The sequence below is a fragment of the Alkaliphilus sp. B6464 genome, assembly GCF_018141165.1.
Classification (GTDB): domain Bacteria; phylum Bacillota; class Clostridia; order Peptostreptococcales; family Natronincolaceae; genus Alkaliphilus_B.
The window spans coordinates 2,998,231-3,021,466 of the sequence record NZ_CP058557.1; the positions used below are offsets into that span (position 1 = coordinate 2,998,231).

37 protein-coding genes are annotated in these 23,236 nt (G+C 32.5%); 5 read left to right on the plus strand and 32 right to left on the minus strand.

Annotated features, from left to right (window positions below):
* Positions 1 to 7: 7 nt before the first annotated feature.
* The 23 genes from HYG84_RS15190 to HYG84_RS15300 all read right to left on the minus strand — a co-directional run bounded on the left by HYG84_RS15190 (position 8) and on the right by HYG84_RS15300 (position 11,018).
* Entirely contained in the window at positions 8 to 328 is a 321-nt protein-coding gene (locus tag HYG84_RS15190; RefSeq protein ID WP_212378678.1) for a hypothetical protein, read from the minus strand.
* A gap of 14 nt (positions 329 to 342) precedes the next feature.
* Positions 343 to 2,034, minus strand: a complete 1,692-nt coding sequence (locus tag HYG84_RS15195) for a terminase TerL endonuclease subunit (protein ID WP_212378680.1) — start codon at positions 2,032 to 2,034, stop codon at positions 343 to 345.
* Positions 2,021 to 2,590 carry a hypothetical protein gene (locus HYG84_RS15200; RefSeq protein WP_212378682.1) on the minus strand — a complete coding sequence of 190 codons (570 nt, stop codon included), beginning with the start codon at positions 2,588 to 2,590 and terminating at the stop codon, positions 2,021 to 2,023. The genes HYG84_RS15195 and HYG84_RS15200 overlap by 14 nt, the downstream gene beginning before the upstream one ends.
* A gap of 102 nt (positions 2,591 to 2,692) precedes the next feature.
* Positions 2,693 to 3,082, minus strand: coding sequence for an HNH endonuclease (locus tag HYG84_RS15205; RefSeq protein ID WP_212378684.1), 390 nt, complete (start codon positions 3,080 to 3,082; stop codon positions 2,693 to 2,695).
* Positions 3,083 to 3,132: 50 nt separating this feature from the next.
* On the minus strand, positions 3,133 to 3,435 hold the full coding sequence (locus tag HYG84_RS15210; RefSeq protein ID WP_212378686.1) for a hypothetical protein: 303 nt from the start codon (positions 3,433 to 3,435) through the stop codon (positions 3,133 to 3,135).
* A 142-nt stretch (positions 3,436 to 3,577) separates the two neighbouring features.
* A complete protein-coding gene (locus HYG84_RS15215) occupies positions 3,578 to 4,333 on the minus strand; it encodes a DNA adenine methylase (protein ID WP_212378688.1) in 756 nt (251 codons plus the stop codon).
* Positions 4,334 to 4,425: 92 nt separating this feature from the next.
* Complete coding sequence (locus HYG84_RS15220; RefSeq protein WP_212378690.1) at positions 4,426 to 4,608, minus strand: hypothetical protein; 183 nt, start codon at positions 4,606 to 4,608, stop codon at positions 4,426 to 4,428.
* A gap of 165 nt (positions 4,609 to 4,773) precedes the next feature.
* Entirely contained in the window at positions 4,774 to 5,199 is a 426-nt protein-coding gene (locus tag HYG84_RS15225; RefSeq protein WP_212378692.1) for an RNA polymerase subunit sigma-24, read from the minus strand.
* Between the two features lie 29 nt (positions 5,200 to 5,228).
* On the minus strand, positions 5,229 to 5,582 hold the full coding sequence (locus tag HYG84_RS15230; RefSeq protein ID WP_212378694.1) for an HNH endonuclease: 354 nt from the start codon (positions 5,580 to 5,582) through the stop codon (positions 5,229 to 5,231).
* Between the two features lie 21 nt (positions 5,583 to 5,603).
* Positions 5,604 to 5,741: a hypothetical protein gene (locus HYG84_RS15235; RefSeq protein ID WP_212378696.1), complete on the minus strand. Its 138-nt coding sequence runs from the start codon at positions 5,739 to 5,741 to the stop codon at positions 5,604 to 5,606.
* Between the two features lie 11 nt (positions 5,742 to 5,752).
* Entirely contained in the window at positions 5,753 to 6,085 is a 333-nt protein-coding gene (locus HYG84_RS15240; protein WP_212378699.1) for a hypothetical protein, read from the minus strand.
* A gap of 18 nt (positions 6,086 to 6,103) precedes the next feature.
* Entirely contained in the window at positions 6,104 to 6,391 is a 288-nt protein-coding gene (locus HYG84_RS15245; protein WP_212378701.1) for a hypothetical protein, read from the minus strand.
* A 134-nt stretch (positions 6,392 to 6,525) separates the two neighbouring features.
* On the minus strand, positions 6,526 to 6,873 hold the full coding sequence (locus HYG84_RS15250; RefSeq protein ID WP_212378703.1) for a hypothetical protein: 348 nt from the start codon (positions 6,871 to 6,873) through the stop codon (positions 6,526 to 6,528).
* A 47-nt stretch (positions 6,874 to 6,920) separates the two neighbouring features.
* Positions 6,921 to 7,973: a phosphoadenosine phosphosulfate reductase family protein gene (locus HYG84_RS15255; protein ID WP_212378705.1), complete on the minus strand. Its 1,053-nt coding sequence runs from the start codon at positions 7,971 to 7,973 to the stop codon at positions 6,921 to 6,923.
* A 4-nt stretch (positions 7,974 to 7,977) separates the two neighbouring features.
* The gene (locus HYG84_RS15260; protein WP_212378707.1) at positions 7,978 to 8,265 is read right to left on the minus strand and encodes a DUF2175 family protein; all 288 of its coding nucleotides are present in this window, start codon (positions 8,263 to 8,265) and stop codon (positions 7,978 to 7,980) included.
* 13 nt (positions 8,266 to 8,278) lie between these two features.
* Positions 8,279 to 9,016, minus strand: coding sequence for a rolling circle replication-associated protein (locus HYG84_RS15265; protein ID WP_212378709.1), 738 nt, complete (start codon positions 9,014 to 9,016; stop codon positions 8,279 to 8,281).
* A gap of 616 nt (positions 9,017 to 9,632) precedes the next feature.
* Positions 9,633 to 9,770, minus strand: a complete 138-nt coding sequence (locus HYG84_RS15270) for a hypothetical protein (protein ID WP_212378711.1) — start codon at positions 9,768 to 9,770, stop codon at positions 9,633 to 9,635.
* Positions 9,771 to 9,932 (minus strand): hypothetical protein, encoded by a 162-nt coding sequence (locus tag HYG84_RS15275; RefSeq protein WP_212378713.1) that lies wholly within the window; start codon positions 9,930 to 9,932, stop codon positions 9,771 to 9,773.
* A 4-nt stretch (positions 9,933 to 9,936) separates the two neighbouring features.
* On the minus strand, positions 9,937 to 10,104 hold the full coding sequence (locus HYG84_RS15280; protein ID WP_212378715.1) for a hypothetical protein: 168 nt from the start codon (positions 10,102 to 10,104) through the stop codon (positions 9,937 to 9,939).
* Complete coding sequence (locus HYG84_RS15285) at positions 10,094 to 10,321, minus strand: hypothetical protein (protein WP_212378717.1); 228 nt, start codon at positions 10,319 to 10,321, stop codon at positions 10,094 to 10,096. Before HYG84_RS15285 ends, HYG84_RS15280 begins: the two co-directional genes overlap by 11 nt.
* Positions 10,322 to 10,323: 2 nt before the next feature.
* Positions 10,324 to 10,581, minus strand: coding sequence for a hypothetical protein (locus HYG84_RS15290; RefSeq protein WP_212378719.1), 258 nt, complete (start codon positions 10,579 to 10,581; stop codon positions 10,324 to 10,326).
* A gap of 53 nt (positions 10,582 to 10,634) precedes the next feature.
* Positions 10,635 to 10,829, minus strand: a complete 195-nt coding sequence (locus HYG84_RS15295) for a hypothetical protein (protein WP_212378720.1) — start codon at positions 10,827 to 10,829, stop codon at positions 10,635 to 10,637.
* Between the two features lie 18 nt (positions 10,830 to 10,847).
* Positions 10,848 to 11,018: a hypothetical protein gene (locus HYG84_RS15300; RefSeq protein WP_212378722.1), complete on the minus strand. Its 171-nt coding sequence runs from the start codon at positions 11,016 to 11,018 to the stop codon at positions 10,848 to 10,850.
* Positions 11,019 to 11,100: 82 nt separating this feature from the next.
* Between HYG84_RS15300 and HYG84_RS15305 the strand changes: the two genes are divergently transcribed.
* The gene (locus tag HYG84_RS15305; protein WP_212378725.1) at positions 11,101 to 11,292 is read left to right on the plus strand and encodes a hypothetical protein; all 192 of its coding nucleotides are present in this window, start codon (positions 11,101 to 11,103) and stop codon (positions 11,290 to 11,292) included.
* A 2-nt stretch (positions 11,293 to 11,294) separates the two neighbouring features.
* Here HYG84_RS15305 and HYG84_RS15310 read toward each other — a convergent pair whose 3' ends face one another.
* The gene (locus tag HYG84_RS15310; RefSeq protein WP_212378727.1) at positions 11,295 to 11,510 is read right to left on the minus strand and encodes a hypothetical protein; all 216 of its coding nucleotides are present in this window, start codon (positions 11,508 to 11,510) and stop codon (positions 11,295 to 11,297) included.
* An 87-nt stretch (positions 11,511 to 11,597) separates the two neighbouring features.
* Here HYG84_RS15310 and HYG84_RS15315 point away from each other — a divergent pair, with 87 nt between their 5' ends.
* Positions 11,598 to 11,747 (plus strand): hypothetical protein, encoded by a 150-nt coding sequence (locus HYG84_RS15315; RefSeq protein WP_212378729.1) that lies wholly within the window; start codon positions 11,598 to 11,600, stop codon positions 11,745 to 11,747.
* On the opposite strand, the gene HYG84_RS15320 is transcribed toward HYG84_RS15315, so the two are convergent.
* On the minus strand, positions 11,744 to 12,037 hold the full coding sequence (locus HYG84_RS15320) for a hypothetical protein (RefSeq protein WP_212378731.1): 294 nt from the start codon (positions 12,035 to 12,037) through the stop codon (positions 11,744 to 11,746). The two genes, HYG84_RS15315 and HYG84_RS15320, sit on opposite strands and share 4 nt — an antisense overlap.
* A gap of 140 nt (positions 12,038 to 12,177) precedes the next feature.
* On the opposite strand from HYG84_RS15320, the gene HYG84_RS15325 reads away from it, so the two are divergent.
* The 3 genes from HYG84_RS15325 to HYG84_RS15335 all read left to right on the plus strand — a co-directional run bounded on the left by HYG84_RS15325 (position 12,178) and on the right by HYG84_RS15335 (position 15,169).
* On the plus strand, positions 12,178 to 12,528 hold the full coding sequence (locus HYG84_RS15325; RefSeq protein ID WP_212378733.1) for a helix-turn-helix domain-containing protein: 351 nt from the start codon (positions 12,178 to 12,180) through the stop codon (positions 12,526 to 12,528).
* Between the two features lie 447 nt (positions 12,529 to 12,975).
* Positions 12,976 to 13,233 (plus strand): helix-turn-helix domain-containing protein, encoded by a 258-nt coding sequence (locus HYG84_RS15330; RefSeq protein WP_212378735.1) that lies wholly within the window; start codon positions 12,976 to 12,978, stop codon positions 13,231 to 13,233.
* Between the two features lie 13 nt (positions 13,234 to 13,246).
* Positions 13,247 to 15,169: a recombinase family protein gene (locus HYG84_RS15335; protein ID WP_212378737.1), complete on the plus strand. Its 1,923-nt coding sequence runs from the start codon at positions 13,247 to 13,249 to the stop codon at positions 15,167 to 15,169.
* A gap of 119 nt (positions 15,170 to 15,288) precedes the next feature.
* Here HYG84_RS15335 and HYG84_RS15340 read toward each other — a convergent pair whose 3' ends face one another.
* The 7 genes from HYG84_RS15340 to hemW form a co-directional block, all read right to left on the minus strand.
* On the minus strand, positions 15,289 to 16,059 hold the full coding sequence (locus HYG84_RS15340) for a 16S rRNA (uracil(1498)-N(3))-methyltransferase (protein ID WP_212378739.1): 771 nt from the start codon (positions 16,057 to 16,059) through the stop codon (positions 15,289 to 15,291).
* Position 16,060: 1 nt separating this feature from the next.
* Positions 16,061 to 17,002 carry a 50S ribosomal protein L11 methyltransferase gene (prmA, locus tag HYG84_RS15345; protein WP_212378741.1) on the minus strand — a complete coding sequence of 314 codons (942 nt, stop codon included), beginning with the start codon at positions 17,000 to 17,002 and terminating at the stop codon, positions 16,061 to 16,063.
* Positions 17,003 to 17,124: 122 nt separating this feature from the next.
* A complete protein-coding gene (dnaJ, locus tag HYG84_RS15350) occupies positions 17,125 to 18,264 on the minus strand; it encodes a molecular chaperone DnaJ (RefSeq protein ID WP_305829072.1) in 1,140 nt (379 codons plus the stop codon).
* 78 nt (positions 18,265 to 18,342) lie between these two features.
* Positions 18,343 to 20,178, minus strand: coding sequence for a molecular chaperone DnaK (dnaK, locus tag HYG84_RS15355; RefSeq protein WP_212378745.1), 1,836 nt, complete (start codon positions 20,176 to 20,178; stop codon positions 18,343 to 18,345).
* Between the two features lie 48 nt (positions 20,179 to 20,226).
* Positions 20,227 to 20,793 (minus strand): nucleotide exchange factor GrpE, encoded by a 567-nt coding sequence (gene grpE, locus HYG84_RS15360; RefSeq protein ID WP_212378747.1) that lies wholly within the window; start codon positions 20,791 to 20,793, stop codon positions 20,227 to 20,229.
* A 113-nt stretch (positions 20,794 to 20,906) separates the two neighbouring features.
* Positions 20,907 to 21,935 carry a heat-inducible transcriptional repressor HrcA gene (hrcA, locus tag HYG84_RS15365; RefSeq protein ID WP_212378749.1) on the minus strand — a complete coding sequence of 343 codons (1,029 nt, stop codon included), beginning with the start codon at positions 21,933 to 21,935 and terminating at the stop codon, positions 20,907 to 20,909.
* A gap of 100 nt (positions 21,936 to 22,035) precedes the next feature.
* On the minus strand, positions 22,036 to 23,175 hold the full coding sequence (gene hemW, locus HYG84_RS15370) for a radical SAM family heme chaperone HemW (RefSeq protein ID WP_212378751.1): 1,140 nt from the start codon (positions 23,173 to 23,175) through the stop codon (positions 22,036 to 22,038).
* Between the last annotated feature and the right edge of the window lie 61 nt (positions 23,176 to 23,236).

The following is a 23,236-nucleotide window of genomic DNA, read 5'->3' on the forward strand; positions in this document are numbered from 1 at the left end:
ATTACGCCTAGTAATTCCAATCTATTTCACCTATAACTACAGCAAAATTAGCAATTCTAAAATAACCATCATAGAATGCACGCGACTCTGGATTTTCCCACCATTTACTACATACTATTATTAATGAATTTTTAAAATTAATCCCATCATTGCACTTGCTTCTACTCGATACTATAAATGGTTTTTCGCCTTTGTAATTTATTGCCTTGCGTATAGCATTCCAATACATTTCGCCAAGTTTTTTAGACCCTGCCAATACACATATATTCATATCTGGAAAATTAGTAATATAACTTTGTATTCTGTGCAACTCTTTTTTTAAAATCATATCGCCACCCCTCCTTATCCGACTTGTACTGCAAAATCATCTACTCCATATAACAATTCTTGTTCTAATAAATACATAGCGTTTATTAACCCAACTACCATATCCACTTTCCCAGCCGATTTCTTTTTATTAACATACTTGTTCAAATTAGTATCTTCTGTACATCTAGCATTTTGGAAGTTTATTTCTAACATTAGATTTTCTTCATATTTGAATTTTTTTCTTAATATCAACTCTTTTAATAACTTAGTTGGCATGTGTAGTACACTTGAATGTTGCTTTATTTCCACACACTCATATCCAGCTGATTCAAGTTTTTGTATTGTGCTTATAGCATTCATTCTGTCATATCCTATTTGCTGGATCTCAACTTCATATTCTTCTTCTAATCCTAGAATATGATTTTCTACATCTTCATAACTTATTACTTCGCCACTACTTTCAAAACATACGCCTTGCTTTATTAGCCTGTCATAATCAACGCCTTCCCTTTTGCTCTTTTGTTTCTTTTTATCACCAGGTATAAAGCCCCAAACTTTACCATAGATTTTTCCTTCGTCCTCTGTTACCATTGCGACCGCTGTGTTATCTTCCGTCAATGATAAGTCCATTCCTAGCCATACTTTTTTACCTTTCCAAAACTCTTTATCTTTTTTAATCTTACATTCCCTAACTTTGGTGATTTCAATATATCCTTCTACTCCAAGACCTTTGTATTTAATGTTATTATGCTTACAGAGATAATTTTCTCTCTTGTTTTCGTAGTCAACTGCATCTTCTCTTTTCTCCTTGATTGCTTCAAATATATGTTCATTGTCTACTGTAACAGGATTACTTTGATAGATAACTAAGTCCTCCGTCATCCATTTGTCGTCTAAAAGAAATTCATCATCTGGCTCATAAAGTAATGAAAAACGTCTTTTATTATCTCTTAGGCCATCTAAAACTTTTTTAGATATATCAATCTCGTCAATCATCCCATTGTTATCGTTAGGATATTGAGTACTTAAAATAATACCTAACTTATTAAATAAAGTAATCTGTGATGATCTCATGGCCTCTATTGGATAACTGTCCATTGCTCCTGCCTCATCAGCCAGGAAGGCATTTGCTAGTTTTCCATCCATTTTATCCTCACTGTATGCTAGTGGAGTATATTCGCTTTCTGTTAATAAACACCTTATTTCACTTCTAAGTACCTGGAAGGCATTGTGCTCTACCAATATTGGACTTGATTTTATAATTTTTCTTATTGCTATCTGTAACTCTTTAGATAACTTTAAGTCTGGAGCAACAGAAAAAAAACGACTGAATTGTAGGTCTGTTAGCATTAAGAGTATAAAAATAACCGCTGCATAAAAAGTCTTGAAATTCTTACGACTAATTAATAGCAATACGGTTGTGTAATATCTTATATCTCTATTTTTATCATTTTTTAATTTAGTACAAAGTGCTGCAATTATTAAGAGCCAAGCATAATCTTCCATGCCCTCGTCCATAGGACAAAGTAAGTCTGGGTGTACCATAAGCCCTAATAACATAGTCACCTGTTCAAGGGTATCTTCGTCAATGTATGCTTCGGAATCTTCTCCATCTGCAATGGCTATCCAAGCTTTTGCCTGTTTCTTTACGTACTTAGGTGCTTTCTTGTTTTCTGGAATTATACACCATTGGGCATATTTATAGGCCCTACTATCCTGTACCATTGCCTTTTTTACCTTTCAATGCTTCTAGCAATGGATTTTGTTTGTTGTCAACTTTTTTCGGAATACTTCTTAGAGCTGCCGCAATGGTCATTATATTTTCTTTTTCTATATCTAAAAGCATTTTTCTTTTAGCTTGCACCTGTTTATCCAGATTGATTATTGTGTTTTGCAGATTATGTTTTAATTTATAATAAGCACTTAAAGACATTTCTTCGATTTCAATTAGATTATTTTTATCTTCAGTTAGTTCTTGAATATCTCTGTAAAATGATTCCCTTTTTTCCTCAAAATCTTTACATTCTGCTTGTAATAAACAGTAACGATTTATTATAGGCTCATAAATAGCATCGTTTTTTTCTATGTTTTTTAACAGCTTATTTATTCTTAAAAATTCTTTATGGGCCACAGGATTTTCTTTTACTTCTGGGCGTTCTCTTAAAGCTACACCAGTAGCAAGAGCCTTTTCTGCTTCTTCCCTTTGTTTTAATTCTGCTTTGGTCCTGTGCGATTTTTTTTCATTTTTTAATACTGCAAATGGCTTTGGTGGTGTAGGCATTAATATCAACTCCTTTCATGAAATCAATTTAAAAGCTGATGTGGGAATATTTTATCTAAATGGGTGGGTACGTGGTATCCAGAGAGCCATGTTTTTGGAAGGTCACTCCCCCGGGGGGTAGTCATAGCCATATTGCTCTTTTAGAATACTTCTTAGATACTCTTTAGTAATCTCTCCACATTCTGCCTTCTCGTGATATTCTTCTGATAATGTAATTAAATTGCTATCCTCTAATCTTAGATCATAATCTTCAGCTATAGGTGCTATGTGATGTACTTCTATGTCTGAGTGAATATATCTAGGTGGCTCTTCTCTAATAGCTAACTGACATAGATATTTATCTCTCTCTGCTATCTGTTCTCTTTTCTCTCTCCATCTTCTGGACCATCTAAACTTATTAATGTCATTTACTTCTTTCTTCCTCTTAGGTTTCTTTCCACAATCAAACTTACTATCATGTATTCTCATACAATACTTACAGCTCTTTAACATACTATCAACTCCAAATGAAAAAGACACCCTCTAGGATGCCTATATATTATCTACCTGCTACCTGGTTTAAATTTATGTCCACATTTCAAACAAGTTATTATTATTTTACTACTCCCTAACAATCCAGTAGTAAGTTTCCAGCCTCTCTTATTTGCACTAATATCAGTTGAATAGCATTTAGGACAGTAAGCAATCCCTTCTTTATCCATCTTTGCTATTCTATCTTTAAATACTTGCTCCTCTTGCTTGATTAGATATTTCTCATTTTTCTTTTCTTCTCTTTTTTCTTTAGCTACCTCTATACCTTTTTCTGCTATTACTTTAGCCCCGTCTTTAATCTTGTTCCAACCCATACTAATTCCCTCCCAAAGTTTTACTATATTATAGCATTTTTGGAAAGGGTTTAATATTATTTATTAAAGCTTATATTCAATTAATTCAATCCTCTACACTAATCTATACTTTTCCATAAGTATATGTTATCTAATGGAAATCTTAATAGTTAGTTATAATTAATTCGTTATAGTTCTTTCTTGCCTTTCCTTCTCTGCTTACAGAATAATTTACTTTAACTTCTTTTATATTAAAATCCTTATACCATTCTCTAACAGCTTCATGGTCATTGATTGTCAATAAGAAATTACCTTTTAAATTGACTAACTTATCTCGTAAAAGTATATGTTCCTTTTTGCCAAATTCGTTATCGTATCCTGTAGTCTCATAATAAGGTGGATCAGCAAAGAAGAAGCTATATTCTCTGTCATACTTATCAATAATCTTTTCAAAACTTAGATTCTCTACATAGGTGTTTCTAAGTCTTTCTTTTATATCTGTTAATACATTTTTATAAAATATTTGTGGTGAAGGTTTAGTGTTTGTTCCATACCCATAGTGTCCTCCCTTACCAGCAAAACTTTGAGTTATTAAATATAAAAACCGTACCGCACGATGTATTTCAGTTAAATACTCAACGGTACAGTTCTTATATTCTTCAAACATATCTCTACCTGAGAACTCATATTCAAGCATACGTTCTACTTCAGGGCCATGGTACTTAATCATTTTGAATAGGTTTATTAACTCCTTGTCTATATCATTGATCACTTCTACCTTGCTTGGTTCTTTCCCGAAGTAAACCCATCCAGCACCAAAAAACAGCTCAACGTAGCATGTGTGGCCTGGTATCATTTCTATAATTGTTTTCCTTAATCTTGATTTCCCTCCCATTCTTGTTATAGGTGGTTTCATCATATATGTATCACTTCCTTTATTTTGATGTGGGTTAATTGTACACACCGCCCGTCACACCAAAACATATGGCTAGAAAATAATATTATTTTTTATTACCCCCATGTTTTTTGTCTTAATACTCCTCTTGCACGTTTGTAACTGTCCACTTTCATAAGGTTTTGAGGACTGTCACCTAATTCAATTCTCTTTTTAGGTTCTTTATTCCCCTTGCCGATCTGCATTAACCTCTTGTGTATACCAGGACTATTAATTTTAATAACTTCTCCTACAGTCATTAATTCCACCTCGTTTCAATTAATTTGATTTTAAAATTTATAATAATCAATAAATAAAACAATATTTTTCAACAGTAAAAAACTCGCTAGGTTTTGCCCTAACGAGTTTTTTAATAATCTAAACGGGGATATATTCGAATTTTTTCTTAATACCATATTAACACGTTAGCTTTCGGATTTGTCGGTCATTTTTAAAAATCTATTTATTTTTTTCCTAGGTACACTTTCGTCTGCATATCCTAGATGTTCTGCAACTTGTCGCCATGGTAGCCTGTTTATATACTTCAATGATAGTATTTGCCTTATTTCGCTATCTTCTTGTTTCGAAATATATTCATCAATTTCCTCTACAGCATCCATAAGTTCGTCTAATCTTAGTTTAAGTTTTCTTTCTAATCTTTTTGACTTTCTATTATACTCATCTTCATCTATTCCGGATATAGTTATGCTATGCATTATATAAGGAAATTCAGAAAGTGAACCAGTTACTTTGTCTGTTATGACTTCGGGAGCTAGGGAATTTATTTGTTTATGTAATAATTCTATTTCTTTTCGAATAAGATGAAGTTTTTGTAGCTCTTTTTCTGTCATGCACTATACCCCCTCTCGGTTTATGTGCTTTATGCATAGAATTTATCTCCTAGTAGTCTAAATACAATCTCTCTGTTGTTATAACCTTCTGTATATTGTTTCAAGTGCTTAAAGGTCTTTTTAGCTTCTACTTTCTGCATACCTAGTAGGTTAATTAGCTCCTCTAATCTGTAGTGATCTTTTGTTAGTAGCTCTTCTAATTCTTTTTGTAACTCTTCTTTATATTCAATATCTATTTGTTTATTCTTATGTGGACTTATATTCCCTCGATGGTGATCTGGACAGAGATATTTATAATTTAATAAAAAATTTTTTCCTCCTTGACTTTTAAAGATTATATGATGTTTTTCAGCGTTTCCTTTTCCGCATATTTGACAATACATAAGTTGTCCCCCTCTTTGGTGCTATTTTTTAATAAATCTAAAATATGGACAGTAGCCATCTAATTTAGTTTCTTTTTCATCGACATTGCAAACATGTATAGTTCCTATTAAGATTGGTTTTTCAGTTTTCCATTCACAAAATTCACAGCTTCGGTTCATTTTAGAGCCTCCTAGTCTTCTTCTATTTTAATCCACTTTTTAAATATCCAGCCTCTACGGTGTAATTTCTCTATGTGATCCTTTGAAACTTCTATTAACATTTTAGGATAGGATTTTATAAGCTTGTCCAGTATTCCGATACATACTTGAATTACGTCTAGGGTTTCCATAAACAAATCTCTTGCTGCTTCTTCTTTAGTTTTAAATGTTTCTTTGTCTTGTCGTATAACATGATTGTAAATTTGTATAGTTGCTACTAACTCACTTGTTTCTTCTTTTAATTTTTGTTCGTGTACGAACCAATTATCGTTTTTATCTAATACAGGTAACTTTATATCTAACACTTTAATTCCCCCTATTTTTTATAGTTTCTTGCCTAGCCTTTTTCTTTTCTCGTATAGCAATTGTCTATTATGATTACGCTTTAGATATTTTGAGTATTTCTCTATTTTGTTCCGTTCTTTTATACGATTTTGAGCAATTGGAGTTAAAACTTTAATTATTTTTTCGGTTATTCCTTTAAATGTTTCTACAAAGCCTAAAAATGTTACTTCCCAACCCTCTACAAGTCTAGATAACTCTTCATCTGGGATATTATCTATTTTGATTCCAGCTAATTCTAGCTCCTGTCTTAATTCTTTAATGTCCATTTAGCTTCTCTCTCCTTTGAAAGAACTTGTCATATAGCCTCTCGATCCATGTCTTTTTTCTAGGAGTGTTTCTCTCTATATTTCTTTTTATTTTTCTTACACTGCTCATGGGCTTGTCCTCCTTTTTAATGTGCTTATTCTTGTTTCTTCTTTCCATAGCTGCAAAAATCAGTTGCTTTATGTGGTCTACCATTACCTTCGCAATATCCAATTTGATGTTGACTCCATCCTTTTTTACCCCACAGTTCACACTCTCCACAGTATACAGGGATTGTGCCACCACATCTCTCAGCTAAAGCATTTCGCTCTCCCACTACTATTAAAATCTCTTTTGGTGTAAGTCCTGTATCTTCATAATCTGCAAGCTTTCGCATACACTCTCTAATTTCCCATGTTTCCATTTCTGCACACAATGTTTCTGGGCTATATTTTCCCTTTGTATAATAGACTTTATCTTCAATTCTTTTTGTTAATCTATCCACTTTCATTCCCCTTTCTTGATTACTGAACATAATACTTGTTATGTGTCTTAGCAATTCATAAACCATTTCATTACATCTTCACCAGTTTTCCAATTATCAGTTTTTAACCCTCTATGATCTCGTTCTTCTAACATTCTTTCAAATGCCTTTATATAATTAGTGTAATATATAGGCCATCTCTCAAAATCCTTTTCCATATTTCTTTTCCCAGCTAAAGGACAGCCTATACAACCTAATCTTTTAAAGCCTTCATCGTATAGCTCGCAATAATCAATATTTCTTAATTTAATAAATTTCCATACATCATCTTCTGTCCAATCTACTATAGGATTCAGTATATGTTTGCCTTTAACTTGGCAGTTTTCAATCATTTTGCGTTTTTCATCATTATCACTCATCAAGAAAATTTCCCGCTGTTGTTTTGCTTTTCTTGATTGACTCCCGTATTTGTCAAATTCTACAACGTTCCTAGTGTTTTTCCTTCTTGCACTCTCTGCCCATCTAACACCAGTTACTACAAATCTTCCTTCACCACCACCCTCTTTTAGTACATCACAGCAATATCTTGCACTTCTGTTAGGTGGCATTAATTTTTCCTCTATTAATTTCCACATGGATTTTTCGGGATAATGAATTGCTACATCTTTGTGATTGTTTCTAATGTGATAAACTAACTCTGGTGGATCTACTGTAGTATGGTTATAATGTGCATCAAACTTTACTCCTGCCATGATCGCTAATTCTTTAATACATTCGCTATCCTTTCCACCAGAAAATGCTAGGTAATAGCCTGCTGGTGGCTCAAACATTTTAAGTCTTTCTATAGCTACTTGGATTTTGTCTTTACCATCTATGTTTAATTGACCTAACCCTTCCTCTAAGGTGAACATTGCAAAGTTATTCTTTTTCTTTTTGGATGCCTCGTTTTTCATTGTCTCTAGGCTTTTAGCTATTGTTTTATCCTCGGCCAAGAATCTCTCTGCTGCACCTTGATTTTTATTTAGAAATTTTATTAAATATCCACCTACCACTTGGGTATAAGCATTGTCTTTTTCCTGGTCCATTTCTTTTCTTAATTTTTCTATTGCTTTTTCTAACATAAGATCACTCTCTTTCTTTTATTTTTTCTAGTTCTTTTTCTAACCTTGAAACTTGATCTTGATAATATTTAAAGGTTTCTTTTAAATCTGTTTTTAAATCGTTAATTTCCTGTTCGATCTCTTTAGCTCTACATAACTTGTTATATTGTTCTGTAGATAGTTTTGTTGTTTCTTTTATAGCTCTAGATAAACATTGCTCGTGAATAATAGAATCTTTGAATAGGTACCATTCATCTTCCCAAACTGCCTCTTCACATACCCAACAGGTAGCTAAAATAGCTCCACTTGCCATTAGTACCACCTCTTTAATCTTTTAACTTTCTTAACTTAATCTCTAGATGTATCCCAGCTGTATAGTCGTTAATTTTGATCTTACAAGTTGTTAATAAATACCCTGGATAATTTTTTTCGAATATAGCAGTATCGTCTGGATTTTTTGCTATTTCAATGACTCTGTTTTTTTTGTATTTATAGTCGCTTACGTTAGGTTCTGGATTTTTTAGATTCTTTGATGATATCCATCGTTTTTTCCCTTTTGGGTCCTTGGTAATATAGTTTACTAGGGCCTCATATCCGAACTCGTCCGATTTTAGTCTGTCTGCATTAGCTCTACCTTTTCCCCATATTTCTTCTAGGGTATCCCTATCTACTCCACCACTCATGATAATATGATGATGTAATTGTGTTTTACCTTCTTCGTACTCTATAACCGCTATATATTTCAATGGCGGAAGTCCTATTTTTTTTCTGTAATAATTTACTCTTCTTATAAAATTCCTTACATCTTTTCTTGCTTCTTCTTCTGTTGCTGGTAGGCATCCTGGCTTATATGTAAGGTGCATTGCTATATCATCATTTGTGAAATTTAGATGCACTTTTCTTCTAAGGTATTTCTTCGCATTTTTATCATTCAGATTTTTCTGCTTAGGTACGGTCTCTTTTTTCTTGTCTTTTCTACTCTGTTTCATCTGTTGTCTTGTTACTGGAAATATTTCTAACTCTAAATGATCCCCACAGAAATATTCTTTAACTCTATATGCCATTTTCTTTTCACCCTTTATCTTTAGTAAATTATTTTTCTGATCCATGTATAAAAAGAAAATATTAAGAGTATACTTTTTAATAATCTCTGAATTAGTACTTGTTATTTTTCCTATATCTTTTTATAGATTTAATTTCCTTATTATGGTTTTGGTTGACTTGTTAATACCTATTACAAGGCCATTAACACCTACAAATAAGTGTGTAATTTCAACCTTTTCTTGACCATATGGTAAATTTATGCTATAATATTAGAAATAGGTTTTATAACAATTCATTTGAGAAAACACATTACTTTGACGGTCGAATGTACAGGTAATGTGTTTTTTAATACTCTTTTTTTCTCTTCATAGTAAATATTTCTGTCTATATGTACAACGTACAACACTAGTACCATTATTTAAATGCTGGCAGTTATTAGAACAGTGTGTCATGCAGATAGGCAAATTTACCTCTGGACAATGCACTCAAGAATTAACTTCTTGAACCGTCTTGCCACATACTAGGCATATTTGAATATCTTTTTCTTTTAATTTTTTCATGGTCCACCTCTTAGTGGCTATTTTAAAATCTATAGTAATACCTCTGCTTTTGTGCTATAATAAGTTTAGTTATTTCTTATTTATCCCTCTGTTTGCGGCAGGGGGCTTTTTCTTTTTCTATGTAATCTTCAAAATCTTTAAATTTACCATTTCTAACTATAGTTACAAGTCCATTCTCTCTGTAGAGCTTGTCTGCAAGTTGAACACTAATCATTTATCCCACCCTTTCTTTACTGGTTTTTATAATTGCTTTAACTCTTTCTTCTGCTGCTTTCATGTTGTGATAGGCTATAGGCTCATATTCTTCGTTAGCTAGTCCCCAAATAATTTGTTTTTCTTTTAGATCCTCTATAGCCTCTTGGAGTTCATTAATCACGATTTCACCTCCACTCTGCTACTGCTTTTAATTTACCTGGACTAATTCCATCGTCTATGCTTTTACATACTGGTAATATTACTACCTTTGGTCTTGACACATTTTTAAGCTTTCTAGGCTTGTACACTCTTTGGGCATTTTTCTTTCGTCTAGGCATTGTACTAATCCTCAATTATATATCTTTTACATTCTTCACCTTCGAAGAATTCTTCTAATATGGCCAATTCTACTTTCTTATGCTGTAGGTTTTTGTATTCATATAGCATAATGCCTGTTTTTTCTTCTAAGGCTTTTATTTCTTCCTCTAGCTTTTCCATTTTTATTAGGACTCTGTAGAATATACTGTCTTTTGCTCCTTTGTCATGGATAATTTCCTTTTTGAATTTCATTTTTAGTTCTCCTCTATATACTGTTTGCACTCTTCGCCGCTAAAGAAAGATGTTAGCATTTCTAGATCCCGTTTCATCTGGCTTAATTTTTTTTCAAATTCTTTTCCTTTTAAAATTTTTTCCTCGTTATATAAGTATATATATTGATCCTTTTCTGCCTCTTTTATAGCTTCAGTTAAATGCATTAATTTTCCTAAAATCTTACAGAGCACATCAGAACTAGCTTTTTCATCACATATTAATGCTGTATTAATTTTCATTTTTATACCTCCTTGTCCATTTTTTCATATCGCAGGCTATTGCGTTTGTTTTTCTAAGGATGTTCAGTAAAGAGTGAATTTCTTACCTCCTCTATTTTTATTTTGCTTATGTCCCCTCTAGGAGGGGACACCATACAAGTTATATCTAAAGGCTTCATTTTTTTCATGGCCTCGTTTAATTCCTCTGCATTATGTATGTTATATTTAGCTAGTGCTTTCATTATTTTTTCGATGTTTGGTTGGCTCATAGGTTATCCTCCTCTATTTTAGTTTTTTCCTCTAATTTGACGGTCTGCTTCAACAGCTAATCTCATTCCTGTTAAGGTCGCTAATAGTATTTCTTTTCTACTTTTATCTAATTGGCTAAATCCTTCTAGTAAAGTTTGCATTTCTTTTATATCTAATCTTTGCTCTTCGGTGAAATTAATTTTATCCATACTTGTACCTCCTCTTTTTTTAATATTGGTTGTCCCCCTTCTCTTAACATGGTAAAATTTCCTTGAAGGGGGTGAATTTCAAATGACTGTAACTGGTTTTTGTCCAACGCTTGAAGGAGAACATTCAATTGAAGTTGAGTATATAAATGCTTCGACACTCGAAGAACGCATTCATATCAAAGGCCTTTTTACCTGTAGTGTAGTTTCTTTCGGTGGATGCTGTTCCGTTGCTAAAAATTGTCCATTATATAAGAGTGCACCAGAGAAAAAGTAATTTTATTTTAAAGTCGATTCGCCCGCCAACGGATCGGCTTTTATAATTTTCACAGGTGAATTTATATCTAGCTCTGTAGCAAGTATTATTAGGTTTAGACTTGGTAATTCACCTGCATTTTGCGTTAAAGTATAGCTTGATACTGCTTGTACTTTTTCTCCATTTACATATATTTCTGTTCCAAATGGAGCCTTGCCGATTATTTTTACTTCTGCCATTTTCCAACCTCCTCTTTTCTATGTTTTATTGCTTGTCCCCCCTAACCCCTATATGGTAAAATTTTCTTGAAGGGGGGTGAATTTTTTATGTCTCAACAAATTGTATGTCCACTATCTGCAGCTTCAGATAGCTACAAGCAATGTCATCCTAGATGTAAGTTGTTAAAAGATGGAGAATGTCTCTTAACATTGTTTTTAGAAACTGCTTCTACTGCAAAATCTATTTCTGAAAGCTAAGGCATTTTTAAAGTTTTAATGGCATCTGATAGGGCCGAAATAGTCAATGTATTAATCGGCTCTCTAGTTGCCTCTTCCTCTAATCTTGTAATTAGGATTATTAATGCTTTCTCAAATTTTGCGTTTAAGGCTGCTCCTTCTATAGGTAATAATCCAAATCTAGACCTAATTTCATTAATAGAACTTTGGCTAGATTCTATTTCTTCTTTTGCTATTTGGGTATTCATCTTTATGTCTAGCTGTTCTGGAGCTTGTACCTCTAGAGCAGCTTCTTTTAATGATACATCCATATTCCAACCTCCTCTTTTTATATTTTGTTCACCTTGTAAACTAATATTATCACTAGGAGAACAACAAGTCAACACTTTTTGAAACTTTTGTTTGCAGTGTGAACTTTTTTGTGTTATATTTGTTTTGTGGAGGTGATAAAGTGGAGGAAAGGTTGAAAGAGCTTAGAAAGTTTTTAGATCTTAACCAAAGAGAATTTAGTGCAAAACTTAACATTGGGCATTCTACACTAGCAATGTTTGAAACAGGACAGAGAGTTCCAAAAGACTTACACATTTCTCAAATTTGTGCTGTTTTTAATGTTAATGAAGAATGGCTTCGTACTGGAAAAGGAGAAATGTTTAAAACCGAAGATGACTTGTACGAAGCGTTAATTAATGCTATAGGGCAAATAGATGAGCTAGATAGAAAAATAATAATAGAATACTTAAAGCTACCTAAAGAACATAAAAAAGTTTTTAAAGATTTCTTTAGATCAATAATAAAAGAATGACCTTGTAGATCATTCTTTATTTTTTAAACTCCCTATTTTGTATTTCTAAAAGCTTTTTAGTAAACGAAAAAAGGTGAGTTAAATTTGGTATTGATAATTGATTAATTATTTCATATAATTCCGATTTAATATTTTTTCTCATTTTTTATGTATCCCCCTTTTTTATTGAACATAAAATATTACTCAACTACTTTTTATCTTTTCTTAATTGGAAAGATATTTTTTTAACTTAATGCTAATTTCATTATATGTAGGTTTTTAAAAGCTGTCAAACCCTTGAAAATGCTAAAGTTAGTTTTATTTAACTACGCATTAAAGAGTAGAGAAAAATATCATTATTTATATATTCTCACTTATATTAAAAGTTTTCTGTTTTAATTTGGCAAATTTTACTACGCATAAATGCGTATGTGCTTTGATATAATTTGCACAAAGGAGTGTAGAATTGTGTCGAAGTTAGTCGGAAAACGTCTGAAAATGTTGAGAAATATTTTAAATTTTAATCAAAAAGATTTTGCTAATTATCTAGGTGTTAATCCTCGTTCTTATGAGCGATGGGAACAAAATAGGATACTTCCAGATATTCATAATTTACTTTTAATTGCAGATAAGCTGGAGCTTAGTATAGATTGGTTACTTGGAAGAACCGAAACTTTTTATTTAGTTAACTGTGATATAGAGAAATATCTTAAAGATAAGTTATAAGGAGGTATTTGTTTTGAATAGAGCAGCTTTATATATAAGAGTATCTACTTCCCATCAGGTGGACAAAGACTCTCTACCTTTTCAAAGAAAAGAACTTAGTAACTATGCAAAATATGTGCTGGGAATAGATAACTTTGAAATATTTGAAGATGCAGGATATTCTGCTAAGAATACGGACAGGCCCAAGTATCAAGAAATGATGTCACGTATTAAGAATAGGGAATTTACTCATCTTTTAGTATGGAAAATAGATAGGATTTCGAGAAACCTTAGAGATTTTTCCGAAATGTATGACGATCTAAGGGATTATGGTGTAACTTTTGTTTCTAAGAACGAGCAGTTTGACACTAGTAGTGCTATGGGCGAGGCAATGTTAAAGATTATTCTAGTATTTGCAGAACTAGAACGTAAAATTACAGCAGAGCGTGTCTACTCTATTATGCTTTCTAGGGCACAGAAGGGACAATGGAACGGTGCAACAACACCTTTGGGGTATAAATGGTCGGACGAGGTAAAATTTCCTGTTATAGACGAAAAAGAATCAAAAACAGTTAAATATATTTACGACCTTTATGAAGACGTCGCCTCTACCTCTAAAGTTGCCTTTCAATTAAACTCCGAAAATGTAAAAACTAAACGTGATGGGACATGGTCTGCTAAAACTGTTGGTGATGTTCTTCGTAATCCTTTTTATATAGGTACTTACCGTTACAACATGAAAAATAATAAAAGAAGATGGAAAGACGAAAAGGACTGGATTGTTGTAGAAGATAATCACCCAGGTATTATACAGAAGGAACAATTTGAAAAGGTAAATAAAATTTTGGCTGATAATTATAGGGGAAATAGGAGCTACCAAAGAGCCAATGAACATACGCATATTTGCTCTAGACTATTGTTTTGTGGTAAGTGTGGCAATATATTAAATGCTGGACTGGATAGCACTAGAAAAGACGGATATAGACCCTCTAGATATACATGTTCTACTAATCAAAAGACAGATAACATTAATAGCTGTAGTAATTTTATAAGTGATATTACTATATTGCCTTTTGTACTTAACTACATTGCAAACTTTATTAATTTACAAGGGAAAATTACTCAAAGGCACTCACTAAGAGATATTGAACGTATACTTTTACGTGGAAATGCTTTTGTAGATGTAGATTGCGTGGATAGAAAAGGGCTAGAACAAACATATACCACATTTGTCCTGGGATTCGAAAATAATGAATTATTTGAATCTGATAATGGTAATAGTAATGTTGTTAGCATTAATTTTGAATTGGATTCTTTACAAAAAGAAAAGATTAAATTTGAAAAAGCTTTACAGCGATTAGAGGACCTGTTTTTATTTTCCGAGGAGGCAATGTCTCAAAAAGACTTTTTATTTAAGAAGAGAGATATTATAAATAACCTAGATAGAATTAATGCTGATCTTTCAGAGCTGCATAGAAAAAATATGAATATGAAATCTATGGTGGATGTTTCTTTTCTGAATAATGCTAAACATTTTTTAATTGCCCAGGAACTTAGTAATAAAAGATATATAGATTATAGAGAACTGGTAGACATAGTAGGCAATGATCTTATAAAAGATTTTATTCAAACTGTAGTTGATAAAATAGTTGTATTAGATAAAAAAGTTGTTTCTATTACTTTTAAAAATGGTATTACTCATAATTTTTTATATAAAGATTTATCTGAACAGAAAAATATACCTCGTGAAAAGTTTTTATATAAATCTTTTGAACCTATAGTTTTAGAATATTTACAGAAACATAAATCTGCAAGTAGAAAAGAGTTAGAACTTCTTGTAGGTATGAGTAGATCTGCAGTAACTTCTATTCTTGATGAATTTATAGACAAGGATTTAATAGAAAAGAGGGGCAACTCTGTAGCAACTAGATATTTTATTAAGCAAAAAGACCACTAAATATACAAAATAGTGGTCTTTTTGCCATGTACTCTAAGCCTTATGTATCAAGGGTTAAGAGGAATCATATTTAAGTTTACTTATGGACAACCTAATGTATGAAAAGCTACTTTTTTCACTTACGCTCCTCCTAAATCTCCTAACTCGTACATTACTAAGCTTAATATAGTAAATCCTGCGGTTTCTGTTCTAAGTATTCTGGGACCTAATGTAATAGGATAAATTTGATTTTCTATAGCCTGTGTCACTTCTCCTTCATCAAATCCACCTTCTGGTCCGATCCAGATTCCTACTTTTTTTATAGACAATTTTGCCTCCTCAGATAGAGAGGCAATAACACTCTTAAATCCCTTGTCATCTTGATTTTCATATGGCATTATATTTAATTCATTTTCTTTGCTATGTTCTATTGCTTCCTTAAAACTAAGTGGCAAATGGATACTAGGGACTATACCTCTTTTACTTTGTTTAGCTGCTTCTAATGCAATTTTTTGCCATCGATCTACCTTTTTTTCCTTGTCCTTATCATTATTAAATTGAACAATAGTTCTTTCCATCTCCACAGGTATAATTTCTGTTATACCTAATTCCGTAGTTTTTTGTATGATTAAGTCCATTTTAGTAGACTTAGGAATTCCCTGATACAAAACAACCTCAATCGGAGACTCTTTAGCAGATTTCCTATTATCTATAATTGAAAGCAATACATCATTTTTATTAATTGACTCTATTTTACAAACATATTCATTATTTACTCCGTCGCATATTTCTACTATATCTTCCTCTTTAAGTCTTAGTACCTTGGAAATGTGTTTAACATCTTCATCTTTAATAACAATTTGTTTTTGTATTAAGTCAATTTGATCAGAGGTAACAAAAAAACGATGCATATTATTCTCCTTTTACTTTAGAAACAATTACCGCCCATTCGCCTAATGTTTCTACTTGTATTACTTCTAACCCGTTAACCGCTAGATTTTTTTCAACCTCATCAATTTTATCTAAAATAATTCCCGAAGCAATAAAAAGTCCATCACTGTTTAAGAAACCCTTTATATCTTTACTCAGAAGTATAATAATATCTGCTATAATGTTTGCTACAACTATATCAGCCTTTTCTTTAACTACGTCCATTAAATTACCATGTCTTATTTCTACAGCACCATCAACTTTATTTTCTACAACATTTTTCTTAGCTACATTAACGGCAACCTCATCAAAGTCTACACCTATAACCTTTTCGGCACCTAACTTAGCAGCAACAATAGATAGTATTCCACTGCCACAACCAATATCGAAAACTGTAGATTCTTTAGAAATACGTTCTTCTAATTGTTGTACACACATCATCGTAGTTTCATGAGTACCTGTACCAAAGGCCATACCTGGATCCATTTCAATAATTATTTCACCTTCCTGAGCCTCATATTGCTCCCAAGTTGGTTTAATCACGATATCTTTTCCTATCTTAGTTGGCTTATAATATTTTTTCCAGGAAGTACTCCAATCTTCTTCATTGACTTCAAGCGTACTAACTTCTCCTGTACCAATATTTAGTCCAAACTCTGGTAAAGTACTAATAGATTGTTCAATTAAATCTATTTTTTCAACAAGATCCGAAGACTCAGGAATATATCCTTTTACTATTGCGCCTTGTTCTAAGTCAATTAATGACTCATCCACATAATCCCAAGCTTTTTCATCGCTGTTTACTAAAATAATATCGTAGGGATCTTCAATTACAACTCCAGATACTCCTGCGTCGTATAACACATTGGCAACAGCCTCTACTGCTTCTGTAGTTGTTTTTATTGATACTTCAATCCATTTCATTAAATCACATCTCCTAAATAATGCATAAGATTTTAACCCTATTATACCCTATAATCTTTTAAAATAGCAATTTATTAGTGCATATATTGAAGAATCACTCTAAATTATTAGAGTGATTTTAACTATACGCCAAAAACATCCTTAACTTTATTGAAGAATGACTTTCTTTGCTCATGTATTTCTTCTCCACTTTCTGACGCAAAAGTCTTTAACATATCCTTCTGTTTTTCAGAAAGCTTTGTAGGCACTTCAATTATAACCTTTACATATTGATCACCCTTACCATATCCTTTAGGATGAACAATCCCCTTTGATTTTAACCTGAATATAGTACCGCTTTGCGTACCTTCAGCTATTTTATATTTTACTCTTCCTTCTAATGTAGGTACCTCTAGCTCGTCACCTAGAGCTGCCTGAACAAATGTAATAGGCATTTCACAAATAATATCATATCCATCTCTTTTAAAAATTTTATGAGGTAGAACATTTATAACTACATAAAAATCTCCTGTAGGACCACCCTTAATACCTGGTTCTCCTTCACCACGTATAGATATTACGGAACCTGTATCCACACCAGCTGGGATTTTTACTTTTAGCTTTCTTAGTTTCCTAATTTTTCCCTTACCATTACATGTGCTACATGGTGTTTCTATAATTTTTCCATCTCCATTACACTCATCACATGGACGAACGTTGACTATTTGTCCTAATGGAGTTCTCTGTGCAAATTTAACCTCACCTGTTCCATTACACTTTTTACATGTATTAGTTGTTGTTCCAGGTTTTGCTCCTGTGCCATTACAAGTATTGCAACTATCATTTCTATAAAACTCAACTTCTTTTTCTACTCCAAAGGCTGCTTCTTCAAATGTAATTGTTGTTTCATATTGAAGATCTGCTCCTTTTTGGGGTCCACTTCTTCTTCTGGATGATGAAAAACCGCCACCAAACATATCAAATATATCCCCAAATATATCTTCAAAGCCTCCGCCACCACTAAAACCACCAAAGCCTTCAAAACCACCATTGCCATTCATACCTGCATGGCCAAATTGATCGTATCTTGTTCTTTTATCTGGTGAGCTTAGCACTTCGTAGGCTTCATTTGCTTCCTTAAATTTTTCTTCTGCTTCCTTATTATCAGGATTTTTATCTGGATGGTATTTCATAGCCATCTTACGATAAGCCTTTTTTATATCTTGTTCACTGGCATCTTTACTTACACCTAATACTTCATAATAATCACGTTTGCTCACTATTTCACCGCCTTGCTAAATATATAGGGTAAGAATACTGATATTGAGGACACCCTTGGGTGTCCTCAATGTCTTAACCTATTACTTGTCTTCGTCCTCTACAACCTCATAATCTGCATCAACTACATTTTCTTTATCAGTAGCTCCATCGCCTGACCCCTGAGCTTCTCCTTCACCCTGCTGTGCTTGTTGATACATTTGTTGAGAAATTGCATGGAAAGCATTTGTTAAATCTTCAATTGATTTTTTCATATCTTCTACATTATCACTTTCAAGTGCTTTTTTCAACTTTTCTACTTCTTCTTTTACTTTTGACTCGTCCTGAGCACTTACTTTCCCTTCAAGCTCTTTTAATGTTTTTTCAGTTTGATATATTAATGAGTCTGCTTGATTTCTTACTTCGACACTTTCTTTACGTTTTTTATCTTCTTCTGCAAACTGCTCTGCTTCCTTAATTTTTCTTTCAATTTCTTCATCGTTTAAGTTGCTTGAAGCAGTAATTGTAATCTTCTGTTCTTTACCTGTTCCTAAATCCTTAGCAGATACATTAACAATACCGTTGGCATCAATATCGAAGGTAACTTCAATTTGTGGAATCCCTCTTGGTGCTGGTGGTATTCCGCCTAACTCAAATCTTCCAAGGGTAATATTATCCCCTGCCATTTGTCTTTCTCCTTGTAATACGTGGATATCAACTGCAGGTTGATTATCAGCAGCAGTAGAGAACACCTGACTCTTTCTCGTAGGAATTGTTGTGTTTCTTTCTATTAATTTTGTAAAGATTGAACCTACTGTTTCAATTCCTAATGATAATGGAGTTACGTCTAATAATAATACGTCTTTTACTTCTCCTGTAAGTACTCCTGCTTGAATTGCAGCACCTAAAGCAACACACTCGTCTGGGTTAATTCCCTTATGTGGATCTTTACCTGTTACACTTTTTACAGCCTGTTGTACCGCTAGTATTCTAGTTGAACCACCAACTAAAATTACTTTATCCACTTCATTAGCGGATAATCCCGCATCGCTCATAGCTTTTTTAACTGGTCCTAAGGTTTTTTCTACTAAATGAGATGTAATTTCATCAAACTTAGCTCTTGTTAAGTCCATATTCAAATGTTTTGGTCCTGTGCTAGTTGCAGTAATAAATGGTAGATTAATATTTGTTGTCATAGTACTAGAAAGCTCTTTTTTAGCCTTTTCAGCAGCTTCATTTAATCTTTGTAGAGACATACTATCCTGTCTTAAATCTACACCTTCTTGCTTTTTAAATTCTTCCGCAATGTAGTCTATTACTACTTTATCAAAATTATCTCCACCTAAGTGGTTATCTCCACTTGTTGATAGCACTTCAAATACTCCATCACCAAGTTCTAGTATAGATACGTCAAATGTTCCTCCACCTAAGTCATATACTAATATTTTTTGATGTTCCTCTGTTTTATCTAGTCCATATGCTAACGATGCAGCTGTTGGCTCGTTTATAATTCTTTGTACATTAAGTCCTGCAATTCTACCTGCATCCTTGGTTGCTTGTCTTTGACTATCTGAAAAATAAGCTGGTACTGTAATTACTGCATCTGTTACAGTCTCTCCTAAATAAGCTTCCGCATCCGCCTTTAATTTTTGAAGAATCATCGCAGAAATATCTTGAGGTGTATATTGTTTTCCATCAATATTTACTTTGTGATCATATCCCATTTGTGTTTTAATAGACATAATCGTTTTATCAGGATTTACTACTGCCTGTCTTTTAGCAGGTTCCCCTACAATTCTCTCTCCATCTTTACCAAATGCTACAACTGAAGGTGTTGTTCTATTTCCCTCGCTATTTGCAATAACTACTGGCTCTCCACCTTCTAATACAGCAACACATGAGTTTGTAGTTCCTAAGTCAATTCCAATTACTTTACCCATCGTGATTTCCTCCTTATATATGAATATTTTAAAATATTATTTTATACTTTATCTTGATACTTTAACCATCGCTGGCCTTAATACTCTATCATTTACTTTATAACCTTTTTGGAGTATATCTATAACACAGTTAGCTTCTCCATTTGTTTCCTCCTGCATTACTGCATAATGAAGATTCATATCAAAAGGTTTTCCTAAAGCTTCAATTTCTTCTACTCCATGTTTAGCTAGAGTATCTATTAATTGCTTATACACTAAATTAATTCCTTCTAGTAAAGAATTATCTTCATCGATATCGGTTTGGGACTGTATAGCCCTTTCTAAATTATCTATTATATTTAGCAAATCCGATGCAATTTTTTCATTTGCATAAAGATAAATTTCACCTTTTTCCTTTTCTACACGCTTCTTGTAGTTTGAGAAATCTGCTTGAAGTCTCTGAAATTGGCTAAAAACATCTTCGTATTCTGCTGTCTTTTCTGCTAATTTCTCTTCTAAATCTTTAAGATTTCCATCTGTTTCCTCAATTTCATCCAAGGTAGCTTCTAGGTTGTTATTCGCAGTTTCTTTGTTTTCTTCTATGCCTTCAACCTCTTCTCGTTTAATATCTTTCAAAATATTCCACCTGCCTTATTATCATTATCATTTTATGTAAAAGAGCAAAATTAATATCAGTCAAAACATGGATAGAAGTGTAAAATGCTAAGCACTTTACACCATCATTCTATCTATTTATATCTATTCTTCAGCAATTCACTAATAACTTTGCTAACCTCTGCCATTACACTTACAACAGTAGAATAATCCATCCTTGTAGGTCCAATAACACTAAGCCAGCCTAGAGTTGTATTATCTACCTTATAGGTGGCCGTAACTAAGCTACAATCCTTTGCCTCTTTATATATATTTTCGCTTCCAATTGAAACACTAAGGCCTTCATTGCTAAAAGAAGTAATTAAACTGCTTAATAGTTCCTTTTCTTCTAACAATTCTAGAAAGGATTTTGCCTTAAAAATATCATTATACTCCGGGAAGTTAAATATGTTCATGGCTCCATTCAAAAACATATTTATATGACTAACTTCATCTAAAGATTGAAATATTTCAGGAATTATTTTATCTATTATGCTACTAGAATTTATAAACTCCTCACTTAATATTTCAATTAATGATGCCTCAATATTTTTAATAGCCAGACCATGAAGTTTATCATTTAAAAAGTTGGACATCGTTTGAAAACTACTTTTACTAACTTGATCACTTAATCTGATAATAGGTTTCTTTACCATACCACTATCTGTAACTATGACAGCCAACATATTCTCTGTATCAATCGGAACCAATTGAATATGTTTTAATTTACTTTCCTTTATTTGTGGTGCTAAAGCAACAGCTGTATAGTTAGTAAGCTGTGACAATAACTTTGAGCTATACTGTAATATTTGCTCAATTTCAGCAACCTTATTAAACAAGTCTAATTCCAAATAATCTCTTTCAATATCCACCATCTTTTTTAATGACATAAATTCATCTACATATAATCTGTATCCTTTGTCAGATGGAATACGTCCTGCTGAAGTATGAGGCTGTATAATAAATCCTAATTCTTCTAAGTCAGCCATTTCATTTCTAATTGTTGCCGGACTTACTCCCAGATCATATTTTTTTGATAATGTTCTTGAACCAACTGGCTCTGCTGTTTCAATATAATCCTGTATAATGGCCTGAAGTATTTTAAGTTTTCTTTCATTCAACATAGAACCACCTCGGATTGTTAGCACTCTATCTTGTTGAGTGCTAATGATTCTGTCTTTAAAATATCATTTCATTTTATTTTTGTCAATAGTTTTTTTCATATTAATCTAATAACATTTCTTGAAAAACAATATTAGAGAGATCAATACCCTTTTGAGTAAGTTTAATATGCTTTTCATCCCAATATAGTAGATTCTGCTCCTTAAACTTATCAATTTGGGACTTATATATTTCAAATGGCGAAATATTGAATCGCTTAGTAAATTCTTCTATAGAAACTCCTTCCATCATCCTTAAACCTAAAAACATAGTTTCGCTAATTTCATCCTTAATTGAAACATCTGTTTCATTTTCTATAGGTACTTTACTCTCTTTCAATAAGCTAATATATTCTTCTATTTGATTTACATTGCTAAATCTCTTTTTATTAAAATAAGAATGTGCCCCCGAGCCTAAACCTATGTAGGGTTTATTCTGCCAATATATCAAATTGTGCTTGCATTTAAATCCCGGTTTAGCAAAATTAGATATTTCATAATGATTATATCCATTTTTCTCTAAATATTCTATTGTATAATGATACATTTTTAATTCTACTTCTTCATCAGGAAGTAGAATTTTTCTGTTTTTTACCCAATCATAAAATGGAGTTTCTTCCTCCACTATTAAACTATATGCTGAAATATGAGGTATTTCTAATGATACAATTTTCTCCAAACTTTCTTGCCAGTCACTTTTCTTCTGTCCTGGCAGAGAAAACATTAGGTCTGTATTAATATTTGAAAATCCTGCATTTCTAGCTTCCTCTAAATTTTTTATATAATTCTCAAAGCTGTGGATTCTACCTAATGTTCTTAGTAAGTTATTCTGACATGCTTGCAGCCCTATACTTAATCGATTAATTCCGCTCTCATAATATGTTTTTAACTTATCATAAGTCAAAGTCCCCGGATTAGCCTCAATAGAAACCTCCGCATCGGCTTCTATTGAGAAATATTTGCCTACTGTCTCCATAATCTCAGCTATTTGGCTTCCACTTAAAATAGATGGAGTACCCCCACCAAAAAATATTGTGCTTATTTTGTAGTCTTCTAAAACAGATTTATATAGAGTTATTTCTTTTTTTAATGATTTTATATAATCCTCAATTAGATGTTTCTTTCCACCATAAGAGCTGAAATCACAATAGTAACATTTTTTTTCACAGAAAGGTATGTGTATATATAGTGATATTAAATTCATATTTTTATTCACCACCAATTTATTTAGGTTTTACTTGATAACATAAAACTAGTAGTACTCC